Here is an 18,442-nt window from a genome sequence, read left to right on the forward strand (position 1 = left end):
GGTCCGGGTCATGGAAGAGGGCACGCAAGTGCCCTCTTTTTTTTCGTCACATGCGGAAACATGAGGTTTTACGCGGTTTTCCAGCGGGTTTCCCTTGACACGACTTTCTGCCCAAGGATTAAATAGCCGTCTGCGTTTCGTACCGGCAAGAGCAGCTCCGCGCGGTACGTCGCTCTTCGGGGGTGCCCCTTGCGGACTCGCATCGGGACCAAAAATTTTTTCCACAGATAGACCTTGTGAGGGGCCTAATGAACAAGACCGAGCTTATCGACCACATCGCCAAGCAAGCCGACATTTCCAAGGCGGCTGCCGGCCGTTCGCTGGATGCGCTGGTGGGAGCGGTGAAAACGACGCTCAAGAAGGGCGGCACGGTGACGCTGGTCGGTTTCGGCACTTTCGCGGTGAGCGCTCGCGCGGCCCGCACCGGCCGTAACCCGCGTACCGGCGAAGCCATCAAGATCAAGAAAGCCAAGGTGCCGAAATTCCGTCCGGGCAAGGCGCTGAAAGACGCCGTCAACTAAGGCGCAGGCACTTCGTGACGAGAAACCCTGGTTTGGCGCCAGGGTTTTTTTTCGTCCCTAGCTTGCCGGTCCCAACGCGTGATACGTCCGCGAAAAATAGAACAGGCCGGCCAGTGCTTCTCCCGTGCGCAAGCCCTGGACCTCGCAGAACATGACCGTGTGTGTGCCTTGCCGCATCGTGTCGACGATGCGGCAGTCGAACGCGACCATCGCGCCGTCCAGGACCGGGGAACCCGTTTCCAGGCGGCTCCATGCGCCTTGCGCGAACCGGCCGTCCATGTCCCCGCCGCCGCTGAACCGGCGCGACAGGGTTTCGTGGCCGGCGGCCAGCGTGTTGACGCACAGCACGCCGTTGGCCAGCGTCGCGTCGTGGGCCGACGAGCGTCGGTTCAGGCACACCAGCAGCATGGGCGGATCGTCGGTCACGCTGCAGACGGCCGAGGCTGTCAAACCGACGCGGCCCGCTGGGCCCGCGCTGGTGACGATGTGCACCGAGGCGCCCAGACGGGCCATGGCGGCGCGATAGGCGCTGCCGTCGGGGTGGGGGACCGAAGCAGGATGCGAGGTCATGGCGGGCTTCTCCTGCGGTCTCAGTCCAGGTGGGCGACGACACGGCACGACAGTCCCGTCGAGCCCTGGAAGCCGGTCCATCCCGTGCAGACCAGAAACGCCCGGTCGCCGGCCTGGGCGTGCAGTCTGCCCACATTGGCCAGGTTTTCGATGACGTAGCCGCCGCGGCTGCCCACGATGCGGTCCGCGGTGTTGTGTTCGGGCCCGGGCCGCATGCCGGGAAAGTCCAGGCCGATGAAGCCGGTGTCGCGCTCGGCCAGGTGCTGGACCAGGTCCCACGAGAATTTCGGCTGGTTCTGGTAGTAGGGGCGGGAGCCGTAGACGTGGCGGTCCAGGTGGCCGGTATGGAAAATGAGGAAGTCGCCGGCCTGGAACTCACGGCCGGCCAGGACCGCAAGGCCGATTTCTTCGCCGGCGTCCCGCGCGTCGATCAAGAGGCCCCGCCGCATGCAGTAGTGGGCGGGCGGGAAGGCCTGGCCGCCGTAGACGTCGAGATGGGTGCCGATGTGGCCGCGCGACATGTAGCTGTCGGGGTCGGCGCTGGCTTTGGCGATAATGGGGTCCTGGATGTCGATGGAAAGCGTGAGGTCGATGTACATGGAGGGCTCCGGTGGATGACGACTGCATCATCGACCGGCGCCGTTTCGCGCGCCGCCGCATCTCGGCCAGATTTCATTGAGGATCGGACATGTCCGGCATCGTCGCCCCGCAGCGGTTTCCCCTGCGCATCGTGGTCAGGGAGGGGCGTTCGGCGCACGCCGCCATGCATAGCCACGAGGTCGGGCAACTGCTTTATCCCGAGCAGGGGTCGACGCTGCTGGAGACCCGGCAGCGGGTGATACGGCTTGCGCCGGACCGGGCGGCGTGGATCCCACGCGGGGTGCCGCACGCCGTGCTGATGGACCGCAGCTTCCGGTATCACAGCGTTTACGTCGAGCCGGACTTCTACGACGCGGAACGCTGCATGGTCGTCTGCGTGCGGCCGCTGCTGCGGGAACTGATCCTGGATGCGGCCAGCTGGGATCCGGATGGAGGCGGGGGCGAACAGAGCCTGCGCAAGGCGCGCGTGCTGGCTGACGAGCTGGCGTCGGCACCCTGGACGGAGCCGGGCATACAGATCCCCGCCGATCCGCGCATCGCGCCCATCTGCCGCGCGTTGGAACAGGACCCGGCCGACAATCGTTCGCTGGGGGCGTGGGCGCGCATGGCCAGTGCCAGCGAGAAGACCATCCAGCGCGGGTTCGTGGCCCATACCGGCATGTCCTTCCAGCAATGGCGCAACTACGTACGGATGACCCGGGCGGCCGAACTGCATGCACAGGGTTGGCGGCAACTGGATATCGCGCTGGCGGTGGGGTATGCGACCGAGGGCGCGTATGCGCAGGCATTCAAGATGTTCTACGGCTATCCGCCCAGCCGGCTGCCGCGGGGCGGCTGATGCAGGTGCCCGGGCAATCCGCTACAATACGCGCCGAGTCACGAGTCGTATCGCAGAGGGTGCTTAGCTCAGTTGGTAGAGCGGCGCCCTTACAAGGCGTAGGTCACAGGTTCGACCCCTGTAGCACCCACCACTCTGTCGAAGCGCACACGTGTCGGGATCAAGGGCTTGGAGTCATCCAGGCCCTTTTTCTTTGGCGCTTGCTTTCTTTGATGCCTGCTTCGCCGCATGCGCCATGCATTTTCGGGTTTTCGCTATTGACATTCATTATGCTCATATTTAGCATAAGTCCCGTCGATATTTTTTTGCTCAAAAAATGCTCAATATGAGCATAAATGGACGGATGACGGGATGAACCAGACGCTGCTTCGCACTTTCGATTTCGATTCGCCCACGGCCGCCGGCGGCGCGTGCTCGGTGGGGCAGGCCTGGGCCAAGGTGCCCGAGGACTTGCCGGGTCATCGGCGGGACGAACTGAAGGCGCGCATCCGGGCGCTGCTCCAGCGCGAGAACGCGGTGCTGGTCGCGCATTACTACGTGGATGCCGAATTGCAGGAACTGGCCGACGAGACGGGCGGCTGCGTCGCGGATTCCCTGGAGATGGCGCGCTTCGGCCGCGACCACGCGGCCAGCACGCTGGTGGTGGCGGGGGTGCGCTTCATGGGGGAAACGGCCAAGATCCTCAGCCCCGAGAAGCGCGTGCTGATGCCCGACCTGGACGCCACCTGCTCGTTGGACCTGGGCTGTCCCCTGGACGAGTTCTCGGCCTTCTGCGATGCCCATCCCGACCGCACCGTGGTGGTCTACGCCAATACCAGCGCGGCCGTGAAGGCGCGGGCGGACTGGGCCGTGACCTCGGCCATCGCGCTGGACATCGTCGCCGACCTGCACGCCCGCGGGGAAAAGATCCTGTGGGCGCCCGACCGCCACCTGGGCGCCTATGTCCAGTCGCAGACCGGCGCCGACATGCTGCTGTGGCAGGGGTCGTGCCTGGTGCACGACGAGTTCAAGGGCATCGAGCTCGAACTGCTGCGGGCGGAATACCCGCAGGCCAAGGTGCTGGTGCATCCGGAGTCGCCGCCCGCCGTCGTGTCCCAGGCCGACGTGGTGGGCTCGACCGCGCAGATGATCAAGGCCGCGCGCGAACTCGACGCCACGCATTTCATCGTGGCCACCGACCAGGGCCTGTTGCACAAGATGCGGCTGGCCGCTCCCGGCAAGGTTTTCATCGCGGCGCCGACGGCGGGGGGAAGCGCGACCTGCAAGAGCTGCGCGCATTGTCCGTGGATGGCCATGAACGGGCTGGAAAATCTGGCCGGATGCCTGGAGCGGGGCGCGGGCGAAATCCTGCTGGATCCGGCGCTGGGGCGGCAGGCGCGCCGGCCGATCGACCGCATGCTGGATTTCGCCGCCCGCCGCGACCGCCGGGTCCAGGCCAGCGGCGACCTGGCGCGCGACGCAGCACTGTTTTCCGCGGTCGGTCCGGCGTAGTCCGCGCCGGCCGCGCAAGGCGTCGAGCCCCAGGCGCCATGCTAGAATCGGCTCGACACTAATGGGTGCCCATCGGCCTTGAGCCTGTGGGCATTTTGCTTGTATGGCCGTCGTGCCGCTGGCATCCGACCGGAGTATTCGCGCATGTTTGACATCATCCGTAACCACCGCCGCTGGATGCAGTTCGTCCTGCTGCTGCTGATCCTGCCGTCGTTCGTCTTCGTCGGCATCCAGGGCTACTCCAGCTTCATGGAAGGCGACAAGTCGCTGGCCAAGGTGGCGGGCGAAACCGTGACGCAGCAGGAGTTCGACGCGGCCTCGCGCAGCCGGCTCGACCAGCTGCGCGGCATGATGGGCGCGCAGTTCGATTCGCAGGCCTTCGATACGCCGGCGATGCGCCAGGCGGTGCTGGACGAGATCATCAACACCCGCCTGATCGCCGCCGAGGCCACCAAGAACCATTTCTCGGCTTCCGACGAACAGCTCCGCGCCACCATCCAGGCGATTCCCGCCGTGCAGGAAGACGGCAAGTTCAGCAACGCCCGCTACCGCGACGCGCTGGCAGCCCAGGGCATGACCCCGGTCATGTTCGAGGCGCAACTGCGGCGCGACCTGGCCCTGCAGCAGGTGCTGGGGCCGGTGGCGCAATCGACCACCATGCCGGACGCCGTCATGGACCGCCTGGTGGCCGCGGCGACCGAGCGCCGCAGCATCCAGACCCTGCGGGTGGCCGCGGCGGACTATCGCGCCAAGGTCAGCGTCGGCGACGACGAGGTGAAGGCCTATTACGAGGCCAACCGCGCCCGCTTCGAAGTGCCGGAACGCGTCGATGCCCAGTACGTGGTGCTGGACCAGGGCGCATCGACCTCGGGCATGGCGGTGTCCGAGGACGACGTCAAGGGCTACTACGAGCAGAACAAGGGCCGCTACGGCCAGGAAGAGCAGCGCCGGGCCAGCCACATCCTGATCACGGTCGATGGCGGCGCCAGCGAAGCCGTGCGCGAGGAAGCGCGTAAGAAGGCGCAATCCCTGGACGACCAGGCCAAGGCGCCCAAGGCCGATTTCGCCAAGCTGGCGCGCGAGAATTCGCAGGATCCCGGCTCGGCGGCCAAGGGCGGCGACCTGGACTGGTTCGGCCGCGGCATGATGGTCAAGCCTTTCGAGGATGCCGCCTTCGCGCTGAAAGAGGGCGAGGTGTCGGGCGTCGTGGCGACCGACTACGGCTTCCACGTCATCAAGCTGACCGGCATCCGTCCGGCCGTGGTCAAGCCCCTGGCCGAGGTCCGCGCCCAGATCGTCGAGGAAATCAAGCAGCAGCAGGCCGCCCGCCGTTTCGCCGAGGCCGCCGAGCAGTTCACGAACCTGGTGTACGAGCAGAGCGACACGCTCGAACCCGCGGCGCAGAAGTTCGGCCTGAAGATCCAGGAGGCCCAGGGCGTCACGCGCGGCGGGCTGCAGGGCAACGACGTCATGGGCAATCCCAAGGTGGCGCAGGCCTTGTTCTCGGACGAGGTGCTGCGCGAGAAGCGCAACTCGGGCGTGATCGAACTCGGCCCGAACCGCCTGGCGGCGGTGCGCGTGGTCAAGCATGTGCCGGCGTCGGTGCAGCCCCTGGCCGACGTGTCGAGCGCCATCCGCACGCAACTGACGCAGGACAAGGCGCTCGACCTGGCCCGCGCGGCGGGCGAGGAGCGCCTGAAGGCCCTTCAGGCCAAGGATTCCAGCCAGGGTTTCGGCGCCGCCGTCACCGTGGCGCGCAATGCGCCGCAGGGTGTCGCCCCGGCGCTGCTGAACGCGGTCATGAAGGCGCCGGCCGACAAGCTGCCGGCGTTCGTGGGCACGATCGCCGGCGACGACTACGTCATCGCCCGGATCTCCAAGGTCGAGGCCGCGCCCAAGCCCGACGCCGCCGCGATCGCCGGCGAGAAGTCGATGATGGAACGCCGCTGGGCGCAGGCCGAGCAACTGGCGGTGTTGCAGACGCTGCGCGAGAAGTACAAGGTCACGGTCTCGCCCGAAGGCACGGCCCTGACCACCGCCGCGCCGGCCGCCGAGCGCTGAGGCCGCGGGCCGGCCTCCAGGCCGGCCGTGTCAGGACTTGCCGGTGGCCAGCAGCGGTTCCAGGCGGGGCCAGACGTTGTCCAGCAGGCGCGGCTGCGCCTGCGCCGTGGGATGCAGGCGATCGGGCTGGAACAGCTCGATGTGCTGGGCGACGCCGTCCAGCAGGAAGGGCAGCAGGGCCGCCTGCTGTTCCTTGGCCACCGTGGCGAACAATTGCTGGAAGCGCTGCGTATAGTCGCGGCCGTAGTTGGGCGGGATCTGCATGCCCACCAGCAACACGCGCGCGCCGGCCTGGCGCGACGCCTGCACCATCTTGTTCAGGTTCTGCTCGGTCATCTGCAGGGACAGCCCGCGCAGCGCATCGTTGGATCCCAGTTCGATCACCACCACGCCCGGCCGATGGCGCGCGAGCAGCGCCGGCAGCCTGCTGACGCCGCCGCTGGTGGTGTCGCCGCTGATGCTGGCGTTGACCACGCGGTAGTCGAACTTGCGTTCGCGCAGGCGGGCCTCGAGCAGCGCCACCCATCCCGTTCCGCGCGGCAGGCCGTACTCCGCCGACAGGCTGTCGCCCAGCACCAGCAGGGCGGGCGAGGAACTCGCGGCGGGAGCGGCGGTCTGTGCCAGGGCGGCCGGCACAAGGCCGCACAGCGCGGCCGCGCACAGCGTGCCCGCGAACAGGCGCCGGACGGCATCGTGCGGGGTACGGGCAGCGTCCTGGGGCGGCTGCGACGAGCGAGGCTTTATCATGTCTTTCCTTTCTTCCAGCGATTCAATCATGACGGGACCGACCCGATCCGCCGCGAGCCAGCCCGCGGACACGCCTGCCGCCCAGCCGGCCATTGCCGTGCGATCGCTGACCAGGCGGGTGGCCGATTCGAGCGGCGAGCTCGCCATTCTCGACGCGGTCGATTTTACGGTGGCCTTCGGAGAGACCGTCGCCATCACGGGGAGTTCGGGGTCGGGCAAGTCGACGCTGCTGGGCCTGCTGGCCGGGCTGGACGTGCCGACCTCCGGATCGGTGCACCTGGCCGGCCGCGACCTGTTCGCGCTGGACGAGGACCAGCGGGCCAGCCTGCGGGCGCGCCACGTGGGCTTCGTCTTCCAGTCGTTCCAGTTGCTGCCCCACCTGACCGCGCTCGAGAACGTCATGCTGCCGCTGGAATTGGCGGGCCGCGATGCGCGCGTCGCGGCCACGGCCATGCTGGAGCGGGTGGGCCTGGGCGCGCGCCTGCGCCATTATCCGCGGACCCTGTCGGGCGGGGAGCAGCAGCGGGTGTCCCTGGCGCGGGCCTTCGTGGTGGAGCCGGAGCTGCTGTTCGCCGACGAGCCTACGGGCAGCCTGGATTCGGCCACCGGCGAAGCCGTCATCGACCTGATGTTCGAACTGCACCGCGAACGGGGCACGACCTTGCTGCTGGTTACGCACGACGCCAAGCTGGCGCAGCGATGCGCGCGCCAACTGGTGGTGGCGGGCGGGCGCCTGGTGCATGATTCGGCCAGCGACGTTTCCTGAGCTGAACGCCCGCCGCGCGGGTCAGTGTCCGCCGCGATTGCGCAGGTCGCGCGCGGCGGGCGCGATTTCGCTGGCGGTCAGTCCGATGGGGCCGGTGCCGCGCGCCACGAGATCGTCGGCGGCGGCGCCGTGCAGCCAGACCCCGGCCCGCGCGGCTTCGCCCGCGTCCAGTCCCTGCGCCAGCAGCGCCCCCAGCATGCCGGCCAGCACGTCGCCGGTGCCGGCGGTGGCCAGCCCGGCATTGCCGCTGTCGTTGATGCTCCAGGCGCCGTGCGGCCCGCACACGATGCTGCCCGCGCCTTTCAGGACCACCCAGGCGCGATAGCGGGCGGCCAGTTCGCGGGCGGCCTCGATGCGGTCCGCCTGCACGTCGTCGGTCGAGAGGCCCAGCATGCGCGCGGCTTCGCGTGGATGCGGGGTCAGGATCGCGGGGCCGCTGCGGGCGGCCAGGGTACGGGCCAGGTCGGGCAGCGTGCCCAGCAGGACCAGCGCGTCGGCGTCCAGCACCAGGGGAGCCGAGGCGGGCGCTTCGGCCAGCAGGCGGCCGAGCCAGCGCTGGGCGCCGGTATCGATGCCCAGGCCGCAGCCCGCGACCCAGCCGCTCACGCCCAGTTGCGCGGCATGATCCAGCAGCCCTTCGGCATCGCGCAGCATGAGCTCGGGATGCTGCGGGTCGCAGGGCAGTGCGAGCGGGGCGGCTTCGGCCAGCCCGACCAGGATCTTGCCCGCCCCGCCGTACAGGGCCGCGCGGGCGGCCAGCAAGGCCGCGCCGGTCATGCCGGGCGCGCCGGCCAGGATGGCCAGCGTGCCGAAGCTGCCTTTGTGGCTGTCCTGCCGCCGGGGGCGGAACAGTGCCGGGCAGTCGGCCTGCCTGACTAGCAGGCCGCCATGGGGCAGGCCGGCATGGCGGCCGACGTCGCTTTCCAGTTCCAGGTCGGCGACGCTGACCGTGCCGGCATGGTCGCGGCCGGCACGCGTGTGGAGTCCGGGCTTGTCGGCGATGAAAGTCAGGGTGTGGTGGGCGACCACCGCCCCCGGCTGTGCGCTTCCGGTGTCCGTGTCGAGCCCGCTGGGCGTATCCAGGGCCAGGACGGAAGATCCCTGTCGCGCGGCCCAGGCCGCCCACCGCTGCGCCGGCTCGGGCAGGGGGCGCGACAGGCCGATGCCGAACAGCGCGTCGACGACAAGCGTGCGCGACGGATCGGGCAGGTCGAGGGTGTCGGGTTCGCCGGCCTGCACCAGGCCAGCGGGCAGTTCCCGCCAGGCCTGTTCGGCGTCGGGCGGCCGCTTGCCGGCCGGCAGCGCCCAGACGCGCACCCGGTGGCCGGCCTGGTGCAGCAGCGCGGCCAGCATGAAGCCGTCGCCGCCGTTGTTGCCGGGGCCGCACAGCAGCTCGACCCGGTGTCCGGGCCAGCGTTCGGCGATGAACGCCGCCGCCGCGCCGGCCGCGCGCCGCATCAGGGCATGGGGCGGCAGCGCGGCCTGCGCCTCGCGTTCGATCAGCCTGATGGCGGGGGTGCGCAGCAACCGGCGCGGATGGAGGTCCATGCGCTAATTCTTGCGCGCGTAGCGGCCGATGTCCAACCCGTCCAGTTCGATCTCCGGCGTCCGGCCGGCGACAAGGTCGGCCACGATGCGTCCCGTGCCCGCCGCCATGCTCCATCCCTGCGAACCATGGCCGACGTTCAGGTACAGCCCGGGCAGCCGGGTGGGGCCGAGTATGGGCGGGCCGTCCGGCGTCATGGGCCGGGTGCCGGCCCACCAGGTCGCGCGCGAGAAATCCAGCATGCCGGGCATCCAGTCCTGGGCCGCCCTGACCAGCGTGCGCAGGGCCTTGTCGCGCAAGGCCGGACCGCGCCAGCCCAGCTCGGCCGTGCCGGCGACGCGCAAACGCTGGCCGAGCGGCGTCACGGTTACGCGATAGGTCTCGTCCACGAAGGCGCGGCGCGGACCGATGACGTCGTTGCGCAGGGGAAGGTTGGCGGCATAGCCGCGCACCGGGTAGATCGGCACGCGCACGCCCAGCCGGGCCAGCAAGGTCCCGGCGTCGCTGCCCGAGGCCACCACGACCGCCTGCGCGGACAGCGTGCGGCCGTCCTGCAGATGCACGCCGGCGACGATGCCGCCCGCATTCTGCACGGGCTGGGCGACGGCGTTGAACAGGAACTCGACGCCGCTGCGCTCGCATTCTGCCGCCAGCAGCCGGGCGAACAGCGGGCAGTTGCCCGACTCGTCGTCGGGGTAATGGATGGCGCCGGCCAGCGGCGTGCCGACGTGCACCGCGTCCTGCAGGTGGACGTCCATCGCGGTGGCTTCCTCGGCGCTCAGCAGCCGGTGGGCGATGCCGCTTTCCTGGAGGACCTGGCGGGTGACCTGCGTCGCGTCCACGTCGCGCGGGGTGCGCAGCAGTTGCAGGTAGCCGATCCGGCGCTCGTACTCGAAACCGTATTCCTCGCGCAGCGCGGCCAGCTGGGCGCGGCTGTAGCGGGCCACGCGCTGCATCGCGCGCTTGTTGGCCGCATAGCGTTCCGCCCGGCACTGGCCCAGCCATTTCACCAGCCATTTCCACAGCGCCGGGTCCAGCGAGGCGCGCAGCGCCACCGGGGCCTCGCTTTTGAACAGGTGGGCCAGCACGCGGCCCGGCATGCCCGGGGCGGCCCACGGGGCGGCGTAGTCGGCGGCCAGGATGCCCGCGTTGCCGAAGCTCGATTCCTGGGCGACGCCGCTGCGTCGATCCACGACGGTGACCTGCATGCCGTGCCGGTTGAGCCAATAGGCGGTGCATACACCGATGATGCCGGCACCGATCACAATCACACGCATGGGGTCTGTCGCTTCTTCTGGTCGAGCCCGTCTTCCCGCCGGAAAGCGAGGGCATTCCGGGGAACGGGCACCGGATTTTAAGCGGGGAGGGCGGGTATTCGCTCGTGGTTTTTCCCGATTCCCCGGTACGAAGTAAAATCACGGCTAGTCACGCGCTTTCCTCGCGTTTTCTCCCTCATTTCCTCGGCTTCCCAGCTCGCTTATCGTGGCCTCCATCCTGCGCCTCTCCGGCCCCCTTGCCCTTTCCTCGTTCCGCCGCGACCGCCTGTTGCGCCGACTCCAGGCCCTGAATGCCTCGGTGGCGGATGTCTCGGCCCGGTTCGTGCATTTCGTCGCCGTGGAGGGCGACCTGGCCGCGGATGACCGCCAGCGCCTGGAGGGCCTGCTGCGCTACGGCGATCCGGCCCCCGAGGCCCAGCAAGGGCTGGAGCTGCTGGTCGTGCCGCGCCTGGGCACCGTCTCGCCCTGGGCCAGCAAGGCCACCGACATCGCGCACAACTGCGGGCTGGCGCAGGTGCGCAGGATAGAACGGGCCGTCGCGTACACGGTGATCCCGAAGCGGGGGCTGCTGGGCGCCAAATCGCTGTCGGCGGACGACCTGGCCGCGCTGGCCGGCGCGCTGCACGACCGCATGACCGAGACCGTGGTCGATGGCGCCTTCGACGGCGCCCCGCTGTTCGCGACCCTGGCCGGCAGGCCCATGCAGACCGTGCCCCTGCTGGCCGAAGGCGCGCCGGCCCTGGTGGCGGCCAACCGCAGCATGGGACTGGCGCTGTCCGACGACGAGATCGATTACCTGGTCGAGGCCTTCAACGGCCTGGGGCGGAATCCGACCGACGTCGAGCTGATGATGTTCGCCCAGGCCAACAGCGAGCACTGCCGCCACAAGATCTTCAACGCCCAGTGGGTGATAGACGGCCAGAGGCAGTCCGAGACCCTGTTCGGCATGATCCGCGCCACGCACAAGGCACAGCCGGAAGGCACCGTGGTGGCCTATTCCGACAACGCCGCCGTCATGGCCGGGGGCAGGGCGGAGCGCTTCCACGTGCAGCCCGGTACCGACGGCCAGGTGTACGGACGCCGCGAGGCGACGGTCCACACCCTGATGAAGGTCGAGACCCACAACCACCCCACGGCCATCTCGCCTTTCCCCGGCGCCTCGACCGGCGCGGGCGGCGAGATCCGCGACGAAGGCGCGACCGGCCGCGGCTCCAAGCCCAAGGCGGGCCTGACCGGCTTCACGGTGTCGCACCTGCGTTTCGACGACGCCATCGAGCCCTGGGAGCATGACGGCCACGGCGCGCCCGACCGCATCGCCTCGCCCCTGTCCATCATGATCGAAGGCCCCATAGGCGGGGCCGCGTTCAACAACGAATTCGGCCGGCCCAACCTGCTGGGCTATTTCCGTACCTTCGAGCAGACCGCGGGCGGCGTGCGCTGGGGCTACCACAAGCCCATCATGATCGCCGGCGGCCTGGGCAGCATCGACGACGGCCTGACCCACAAGAACGACCTGCCGCCAGGCTCGCTGCTGATCCAGCTGGGCGGACCCGGCATGCGCATCGGCATGGGCGGCGGCGCCGCCTCCAGCATGGGCGTGGGCAGCAATACCGCCGACCTGGACTTCGATTCCGTCCAGCGCGGCAACCCCGAGATCGAGCGCCGGGCGCAGGAAGTCATCGACCGCTGCTGGCAGCTCGGCGCCGACAATCCCATCCAGTCCATCCACGACGTGGGCGCGGGCGGCCTCTCGAATGCCTTCCCCGAACTGGTGGACGGCGCCGGGCGCGGCGCCATATTCGACCTGCGCAACGTCCAGCTCGAAGAGTCGGGCCTGTCGCCGGCCGAGATCTGGTGCAATGAATCGCAGGAGCGCTACGTGCTGGCCATCCTGCCGCAGGACCTCGAGCGCTTCGACGCGCTGGCGCGTCGCGAGCGCTGCCCCTATGCGGTCGTGGGCGTAGCCACCGAGCAGCGCCAATTGCGCGTGGTCGACGGCGAAGGCTTTTCGGCGGGCGACGTGGCCGCAGCCGACTGGGCCCGGACCTCGCGTCCGGTGGACGTGCCGGTCGACGTCATCCTGGGCAAGCCGCCCCGCATGGAGCGCGACGTCGCGCGCCAGCCGGGCGCGGGCGAATCGCTGGACGTGGTCGGTCTGGACCTGGACGACGTGGCCCTGCGCGTGCTGCGCCACCCCACGGTCGCCAACAAGACCTTCCTGATCACCATCGGCGACCGGACCGTGGGCGGCCTGTCCTCGCGCGACCAGATGGTCGGCCCGTGGCAGGTGCCGGTGGCCGACTGCGCGGTCACGCTGGCCGACTACAGCGGCACGCGCGGCGAAGCCATGGCCATGGGCGAACGCACTCCGCTGGCCGTCATCGACGCCCCGGCCTCGGGCCGCATGGCCGTGGCCGAAGCCATCACCAACCTGGTGGCGGCCTCCGTGGTCCGTATCGAAGACGTCAAGATGTCCGCCAACTGGATGGCCGCCTGCGGCGAGCCCGGCCAGGACGCGGCGCTGTACGACACCGTCAGCGCGGTCAGCGAACTGTGCCGGCGCGTCGGGCTGTCCATCCCCGTGGGCAAGGATTCGCTGTCCATGCGCACGGCCTGGGACGAGAACGGCGAACCGCGCCGCGTGGTGGCGCCGGTGTCGCTCATCGTTACCGCCTTCGCGCCGGTGGACGACGTACGCAAGACCCTGACCCCGCAACTGCGCACCGACCAGGGCGACACGACCCTGATCCTGGTCGATCTGGGGCGCGGCAAGCACCGCCTGGGCGGTTCCGTGCTGGCCCAGGTCATCGGCCAGGTCGGCCAGCAGGCGCCCGACATCGATGCCCCCGACGACCTGCGCGCCTTCTTCGCCGCGATCCGCACCCTGGCCGACAGCGGCGTGATCCTGGCCTACCACGACCGTTCCGACGGCGGATTGTTCGCCACGCTGTGCGAAATGGCCTTTGCCGGCCATACCGGCCTGTCGATCAACCTGGACATGCTTACCCTGGATCCGTATGCGTCGGACTGGGGCGATTTCAAGATCCGGCCGGAACAGGTCGCCGTGCAGCGCGACGAACTGACGATCAAGGCGTTGTTCTCCGAAGAGGCGGGGGCCGTCATCCAGGTGCCCGCTGCCAGCCGCGACGCGGTGATGGAAGTACTGCGCGGCGCCGGACTGTCGGCCCACTCGCACGTGATCGGCGAACCCAACGGCCGCGACGAGATCGAGTTCTACCGCGACGCCCGCAGGATCTGGGGCAAGCCGCGCGCCGAACTCGGCAAGGCCTGGAGCGAGGTCAGCCGCCGCATCATGACGCTGCGCGACAACCCCGACTGCGCGCAGGCCGAATTCGACCTGTGGGACGACGTCGCCAATCCCGGCCTGTCGCCCAAGGTCGATTTCGACCCGCAGGAAGACATCGCCGCCCCCATGATCGCCACCGGCGCGCGCCCGCGCATGGCCATCCTGCGCGAACAGGGCTGCAACAGCCAGGTCGAGATGGCCTATGCCTTCGACCGCGCCGGCTTCGAGTCCTGGGACGTGCACATGACCGACCTGCTGAGCGGACGCATCGACCTGTCCAGCTTCAAGGGACTGGTCGCCGTCGGCGGCTTCAGCTACGGCGACGTGCTGGGCGCCGGCGAAGGCTGGGCCAAGACCATCCAGTACAACGCGGTGCTGGCCGACATGTTCGCGGCCTACTTCGGCCGCGGCGACACCTTCGCGCTGGGCGTGTGCAACGGCTGCCAGATGCTGGCGGCGCTGGCCCCCATGATCCCGGGCGCCCAGGACTGGCCGCGCTTCACGCGCAACCGCTCGGAAAAGTTCGAGGCCCGCTTCTCGCTGGTCGAGATCCCCGAGTCGCCGTCCATCTTCTTCGACGGGATGGCCGGCTCGCGCATGCCCATCGCCGTTTCCCACGGCGAAGGCTATGCCGACTTCTCGCAGCAGGGCAGGACCGACGCGGCGCTGGCCGCCATGCGTTTCGTCGATCACGCCGGCAAGCCGACCGAGGTCTATCCCTACAACCCCAACGGCAGCGCCGGCGGCCTGGCCGGCGTCACCACGGCGGACGGCCGCTTCACCGCCCTGATGCCGCACCCCGAGCGGGTGTTCCGCAACGTGCAAATGTCGTGGAGTCCTGCCTCGTGGGGCGAACGCGACAGCGGCGGCGAGTTCTCGCCGTGGATGCGCATGTTCCGCAACGCGCGCCGCTGGACGACATGAACCGCGGCAAATAAAAACCCCGGGCAAGGCCCGGGGTGCGAGGGCTGGCAGCCTGGGCTGCCGGCATGGGGGCCGCCTAGCGGCCCTTTTTCTTAGAAGCGGTGCTGCAGGCCGACGGCGAGTTGGCGATAGGTCATATCGCGGTTCTCGTCGAAGTTGCGCACGTCGTTGTCGGCGAAGAACGCATACAGGTTGGTGCGCTTGGACAGATCGTAGGTGTAGCCGACGGCCCAGCCGTTCACCTTGGACTTGGTGGCCTTTTGCCAGGCGGCGTACAGCTTGCCGGGGCCGATCGGGGCGCTGGCACCGATGGTGTAGGCACTGTCGCTGGAGAACTGGCCGCCCGTCGCTACCACGCCGTTGTAGCCGTTCAGGAAGGCGGGGGTGATGTTGTTGGCCTTGGCGTAACCGGCGTGGATGGCGGCGACGCCGAAGTCGTACGATGCACCGACGGTCAGGTTGCGGAAGGTCTTGGTGCCAGGCAGCGGCGATTCCACTTGCTGGTACGTCAATACGCCTTTGATTGGCCCATTGTCGTACTTCAGGCCGGCATCGATCATGCGGTTGTTCTTGCCGCTTTCCGGTACTTCGCTTTCGCCGCTCGGGCTGGCGAAGGCGTTGAAGCTGTAACCGACACCGGCCTGGATGCCGTAGAACGAGGGGCTGTAGTAGTAGACCGAGTTGTTGACCCGGCCGCCGCCCATCACGGCGTCGTTATAGGCGAAGGTGCTGCCGATGCTGGCGGTGCTGAAGCTCAGGCCGAACGGGTTGGCGATGCCAGCAGCCCACATGAAGGCCAGGTTGGTGGTGCGGCCCAGAGTCAGGCGGCCGGCTTGGGCGCTTTCGAGACCGACGAAGGCGTAGCGGCCGAACAGGCGGCCGTGGGTTTGTTGGCCGTTATCCACCGTGAAGCCGTTTTCCAGGGTGAAGATGGCCTTCAGGCCATTGCCCAAGTCTTCCGAACCGCGCATACCGAAGCGGGATTGGCTCATCAGGCCGCTATCGATACCTTTGACGGACTGGCCATCGCGCTTGGCGTAGTTGAAGCCCGCATCGACCAGGCCGTACAGCGTAACGGAGCTCTGTGCGTGAGCGGCGCCGGCAAAGCCTGCCAGCAGGGCGGTCGCGAGTAGGGTTTTTTTCATTTACTTGGTCTCCAGCTGAAAAACACTCGACAAGTTGGCTGACGTCCCGGCGGGGTCGGTCCGAGACCGGCTCCTTCGGCGCGCAGTCGCCGTCTGATTCCGATTTCCAGGCCATGCTGCTTAGGCTGCGAAGAAATCTGAAGAAATTTCACCAGAAAGGATTAAGAGTGCCAACTGTTAAATCTGGTGCGATATTCAGTGATGTTGCGATTCCGTCTAAACCAATTGGTCTTGTCGTTGTTCGCGCAACAGGAAAAGGGGGGTGTTACATCCGGCAACGTAAGAACGCGGAGAGCACCATCGTGACCGGAGCGGCAAAGAAAAACCCCGCACAAGGCGGGGTTCATGCTTGTTCGCGTCGGGGCCGAGGCCCCGTCGATACCGGCTAAACCGGTATCAAGTGCTTAGAAGCGGTGTTGCAGGCCCAGAGCGAACTGGCGGTTGCTCAGGTCCTTCTTGGCGGCGAAATCACGGACTTCACCCTCGACGAAGAAGGCGTACAGGTTGGTGCGCTTCGACAGGTCGTAGGTATAGCCGATAGCCCAGTTGTTGGACTTGGACTTGGTCGCCTTTTGGTAGGCAGCGTAGGCCTTGCCGGGTCCCAGAGGAGCGCTCAGGCCGATCGTGTAGGCGTTGTCCTTGGTGAAGTCGGCGGACGTGGCGTTGATGGCGCCGTTGTAGCCAGCGACAGTGCGGATGCCCTTGGCGTTGGCGTAGCCAGCGTACACAGCCACGACGCCGAAGTCGTAGTTGGCACCCAGCGTCAGGTTCTTGAACTTGCCGTTGTTGGCGGTCAGCTGCGACGGGTTCAGGTACTGGTACGTCAGCACGGCCTTCAGGGGACCGTTGTCATACTTCAAGCCCAGGTCGATCAGGCGATCGTTGTTCTTGTTGCCGGCGACTTCCGTGTCGGGGTTCGACTGGAAGCTGTAACCGATGGCGCCTTGGAAGCCGGAGAAGTTGGGCGAGTAGTAGTAGATCGAGTTGTTGACACGACCCAGGCCCAGATCGGCGTCGTTGTAGCCGAAGGTGCTGCCGACGGTGGCGCTGCTGAAGCTCAGGCCGAAGGGGTTGACGATGCCGGCGGCCCACATGAAGGCCAGGTTCGTCGTGCGGCCCAGGGTCAGGCGGCCAGCGGAGGCGCTTTCCAGGCCGACGAAGGCGTAGCGGCCGAACAGGCGGCCTTGGGTTTGTTGGCCGTTGTCAACGGTGAAGCCGTTTTCCAGGGTGAAAATGGCCTTCAGACCACCGCCGATGTCTTCCGAACCACGGATACCCCAGCGCGACTGGCCTTGCAGACCGCTGTCGATACCCATGCGGCTCTTGTTGCCTTCGAGCTTGGTGTAGTTGAAGCCAGCGTCAACCAAACCATACAGCGTGACGTTGCTTTGCGCTTGAGCGGCACCTGCGAAGCCAGCCAGCAGCGCGGCGGCAAGAAGGGTCTTCTTCATTTAAATAGGTCTCCAGCGGAGTGAGTAACTCGATAAGCCGAAGGGACGAGTCGGAAGACAGCATTGCTGCCGCTTTCCCCCAAGACAAGCCCCCCGTCTTGCTCATGATTTCTACGCGATGTACTTGCTGTGAAGAAATCTCGAAGAATTTCACCAGAAAGCCCCTGGGGTGCCAATAGTTAATTCCCTTGCAATAAAAATGTGTTGTGCTTTGCTCTAAGGTTTTGTTACCTAATTGCAACCTCGGAGGGGGGCGGCATGACGAATGTCCAGCGTTGCCGGGGCGGAGGCAAGAAAAATGCCCCGTAACTCACGCCTGTAGGCACTGGTTTTACGGGGCATCAGGTTCAACCCAGGGAAACCCTGATTGTTGAAAATTTAATTATCGGGACAGCGTTTTTTGTTGGTTGAATCCAACAAACTTACTGGATCTTGGCCTTTTCGCGCAGGCTGGTCTGGAAATCACGCAGCTTGGTCTGGCGCAGGGATTCCTCGATTTGCGGGCGCAGCTGCTCCAGCGGGGGGAATTGGACCGGGCGCACGTCGTCCAGGCGGATCACGTGCCAGCCGAACTGGGTCTGCACCGGCGCTTCCGTGGTCTGGCCCTTCTGCAGCGCGGCCAGCGCGTCGGCGAACGGCTTGACGTAGGTGCTGGAGGGCGCCCAGTCCAGGCTGCCGCCGTTGGCGGCCGAGCCGGGGTCCTTGGATTGCTTGGCGAGGTCCTCGAACTTCGCTCCCTTCTTCAGCTGGGCGATGATGTCCTTGGCCTGGGCCTCGCTTTCGACCAGGATGTGGCGGGCCTGGTATTCCTTGTCGCCCTGGGCGCTCTTGACGCGGTCGTACTCGGCCTGGATGTCCTGCGGCGAGACCGGGTTCTTGGCCAGGAAGTCGTTGAACAGGCCGCGGATCAGCACGCTCTGGCGGGTCAGGTCGATTTCGGCCTGGACTTCGGGCTGCTTGGCGACGCCGCGCTTGTCGGCTTCCTGCAGGAAGATTTCACGGTTGATCAGTTCTTCCCGGATCTGCTCGCGCAACTGGGGGGAGTCGGGCTGGCCCTGCTTGGTCAGCAGCTTGACGAATTGGTCCACGCGCGACGAGGGGATGGCCTTGCCGTTGACCACGGCGGCATTCTGCGCAAAAACCGGAGCGGCCAGGGTCAGCGCGGCAGCCATCATCAAAACACGCTTCATGTATGGAA

At 67.6% G+C, this 18,442-nt stretch carries 13 protein-coding genes, 1 tRNA gene and 1 pseudogene; 7 read left to right on the top strand and 8 right to left on the bottom strand.

The genetic code is table 11. From position 1 onward, the window contains the following. Positions 1-182 precede the first annotated feature (182 nt). On the top strand, positions 183-521 hold the full coding sequence (locus EV675_RS15250) for an HU family DNA-binding protein (protein WP_165404624.1): 339 nt from the start codon (positions 183-185) through the stop codon (positions 519-521). A gap of 57 nt (positions 522-578) precedes the next feature. On the opposite strand, the gene EV675_RS15255 is transcribed toward EV675_RS15250, so the two are convergent. Further along, a complete protein-coding gene (locus tag EV675_RS15255) occupies positions 579-1,091 on the bottom strand; it encodes a flavin reductase (protein WP_130358202.1) in 513 nt (170 codons plus the stop codon). A gap of 20 nt (positions 1,092-1,111) precedes the next feature. Next, entirely contained in the window at positions 1,112-1,690 is a 579-nt protein-coding gene (locus tag EV675_RS15260; protein ID WP_130358203.1) for a cyclase family protein, read from the bottom strand. An 89-nt stretch (positions 1,691-1,779) separates the two neighbouring features. Here EV675_RS15260 and EV675_RS15265 point away from each other — a divergent pair, with 89 nt between their 5' ends. The 4 genes from EV675_RS15265 (at position 1,780) to EV675_RS15280 (ending at position 6,081) form a co-directional block, all read left to right on the top strand. Then, a complete protein-coding gene (locus tag EV675_RS15265) occupies positions 1,780-2,529 on the top strand; it encodes an AraC family transcriptional regulator (RefSeq protein WP_130358204.1) in 750 nt (249 codons plus the stop codon). A 57-nt stretch (positions 2,530-2,586) separates the two neighbouring features. Then, positions 2,587-2,662, top strand: a tRNA-Val gene (locus EV675_RS15270). A gap of 218 nt (positions 2,663-2,880) precedes the next feature. Beyond that, entirely contained in the window at positions 2,881-4,020 is a 1,140-nt protein-coding gene (gene nadA / locus EV675_RS15275) for a quinolinate synthase NadA (RefSeq protein ID WP_130358205.1), read from the top strand. Positions 4,021-4,164: 144 nt separating this feature from the next. Further along, entirely contained in the window at positions 4,165-6,081 is a 1,917-nt protein-coding gene (locus tag EV675_RS15280; RefSeq protein ID WP_130358206.1) for a SurA N-terminal domain-containing protein, read from the top strand. A 30-nt stretch (positions 6,082-6,111) separates the two neighbouring features. Here the strand turns inward: EV675_RS15280 and EV675_RS15285 are convergent, their stop codons facing one another. Continuing rightward, positions 6,112-6,828, bottom strand: coding sequence for an arylesterase (locus tag EV675_RS15285; protein WP_130358207.1), 717 nt, complete (start codon positions 6,826-6,828; stop codon positions 6,112-6,114). Between the two features lie 28 nt (positions 6,829-6,856). Here EV675_RS15285 and EV675_RS15290 point away from each other — a divergent pair, with 28 nt between their 5' ends. Next, complete coding sequence (locus EV675_RS15290) at positions 6,857-7,594, top strand: ABC transporter ATP-binding protein (protein ID WP_130358208.1); 738 nt, start codon at positions 6,857-6,859, stop codon at positions 7,592-7,594. Between the two features lie 21 nt (positions 7,595-7,615). Here the strand turns inward: EV675_RS15290 and EV675_RS15295 are convergent, their stop codons facing one another. Both EV675_RS15295 and EV675_RS15300 read right to left on the bottom strand, forming a co-directional pair. After that, on the bottom strand, positions 7,616-9,142 hold the full coding sequence (locus EV675_RS15295; protein ID WP_130358209.1) for an NAD(P)H-hydrate dehydratase: 1,527 nt from the start codon (positions 9,140-9,142) through the stop codon (positions 7,616-7,618). Between the two features lie 3 nt (positions 9,143-9,145). After that, a pseudogene (locus EV675_RS15300) lies at positions 9,146-10,426 on the bottom strand (D-amino acid dehydrogenase); the annotation flags it as partial. Between the two features lie 196 nt (positions 10,427-10,622). Here EV675_RS15300 and purL point away from each other — a divergent pair. After that, a complete protein-coding gene (gene purL / locus EV675_RS15305) occupies positions 10,623-14,648 on the top strand; it encodes a phosphoribosylformylglycinamidine synthase (RefSeq protein ID WP_130358211.1) in 4,026 nt (1,341 codons plus the stop codon). Positions 14,649-14,740: 92 nt separating this feature from the next. On the opposite strand, the gene EV675_RS15310 is transcribed toward purL, so the two are convergent. The 3 genes from EV675_RS15310 to EV675_RS15320 form a co-directional block, all read right to left on the bottom strand. After that, positions 14,741-15,793, bottom strand: a complete 1,053-nt coding sequence (locus EV675_RS15310) for a porin (RefSeq protein WP_130358212.1) — start codon at positions 15,791-15,793, stop codon at positions 14,741-14,743. Positions 15,794-16,197: 404 nt separating this feature from the next. Beyond that, the gene (locus EV675_RS15315; RefSeq protein WP_130358213.1) at positions 16,198-17,244 is read right to left on the bottom strand and encodes a porin; all 1,047 of its coding nucleotides are present in this window, start codon (positions 17,242-17,244) and stop codon (positions 16,198-16,200) included. Positions 17,245-17,666: 422 nt separating this feature from the next. Next, the gene (locus EV675_RS15320) at positions 17,667-18,434 is read right to left on the bottom strand and encodes a peptidylprolyl isomerase (RefSeq protein ID WP_130358214.1); all 768 of its coding nucleotides are present in this window, start codon (positions 18,432-18,434) and stop codon (positions 17,667-17,669) included. Positions 18,435-18,442: the final 8 nt, after the last annotated feature.

It is taken from the genome of Pigmentiphaga kullae, assembly GCF_004216695.1.
Taxonomy (GTDB): domain Bacteria; phylum Pseudomonadota; class Gammaproteobacteria; order Burkholderiales; family Burkholderiaceae_B; genus Pigmentiphaga; species Pigmentiphaga kullae.

Coding starts and splice junctions, on each gene's coding strand:
- EV675_RS15255 (WP_130358202.1), bottom strand. CDS start 1,091: ATGACCTCGCATCCTGCTTCGGTCCCCCACCCCGACGGCAGCGCCTAT.
- EV675_RS15260 (WP_130358203.1), bottom strand. CDS start 1,690: ATGTACATCGACCTCACGCTTTCCATCGACATCCAGGACCCCATTATC.
- EV675_RS15265 (WP_130358204.1), top strand. CDS start 1,780: ATGTCCGGCATCGTCGCCCCGCAGCGGTTTCCCCTGCGCATCGTGGTC.
- nadA (WP_130358205.1), top strand. CDS start 2,881: ATGAACCAGACGCTGCTTCGCACTTTCGATTTCGATTCGCCCACGGCC.
- EV675_RS15280 (WP_130358206.1), top strand. CDS start 4,165: ATGTTTGACATCATCCGTAACCACCGCCGCTGGATGCAGTTCGTCCTG.
- EV675_RS15285 (WP_130358207.1), bottom strand. CDS start 6,828: ATGATAAAGCCTCGCTCGTCGCAGCCGCCCCAGGACGCTGCCCGTACC.
- EV675_RS15290 (WP_130358208.1), top strand. CDS start 6,857: ATGACGGGACCGACCCGATCCGCCGCGAGCCAGCCCGCGGACACGCCT.
- EV675_RS15295 (WP_130358209.1), bottom strand. CDS start 9,142: ATGGACCTCCATCCGCGCCGGTTGCTGCGCACCCCCGCCATCAGGCTG.
- EV675_RS15310 (WP_130358212.1), bottom strand. CDS start 15,793: ATGAAAAAAACCCTACTCGCGACCGCCCTGCTGGCAGGCTTTGCCGGC.
- EV675_RS15315 (WP_130358213.1), bottom strand. CDS start 17,244: ATGAAGAAGACCCTTCTTGCCGCCGCGCTGCTGGCTGGCTTCGCAGGT.
- EV675_RS15320 (WP_130358214.1), bottom strand. CDS start 18,434: ATGAAGCGTGTTTTGATGATGGCTGCCGCGCTGACCCTGGCCGCTCCG.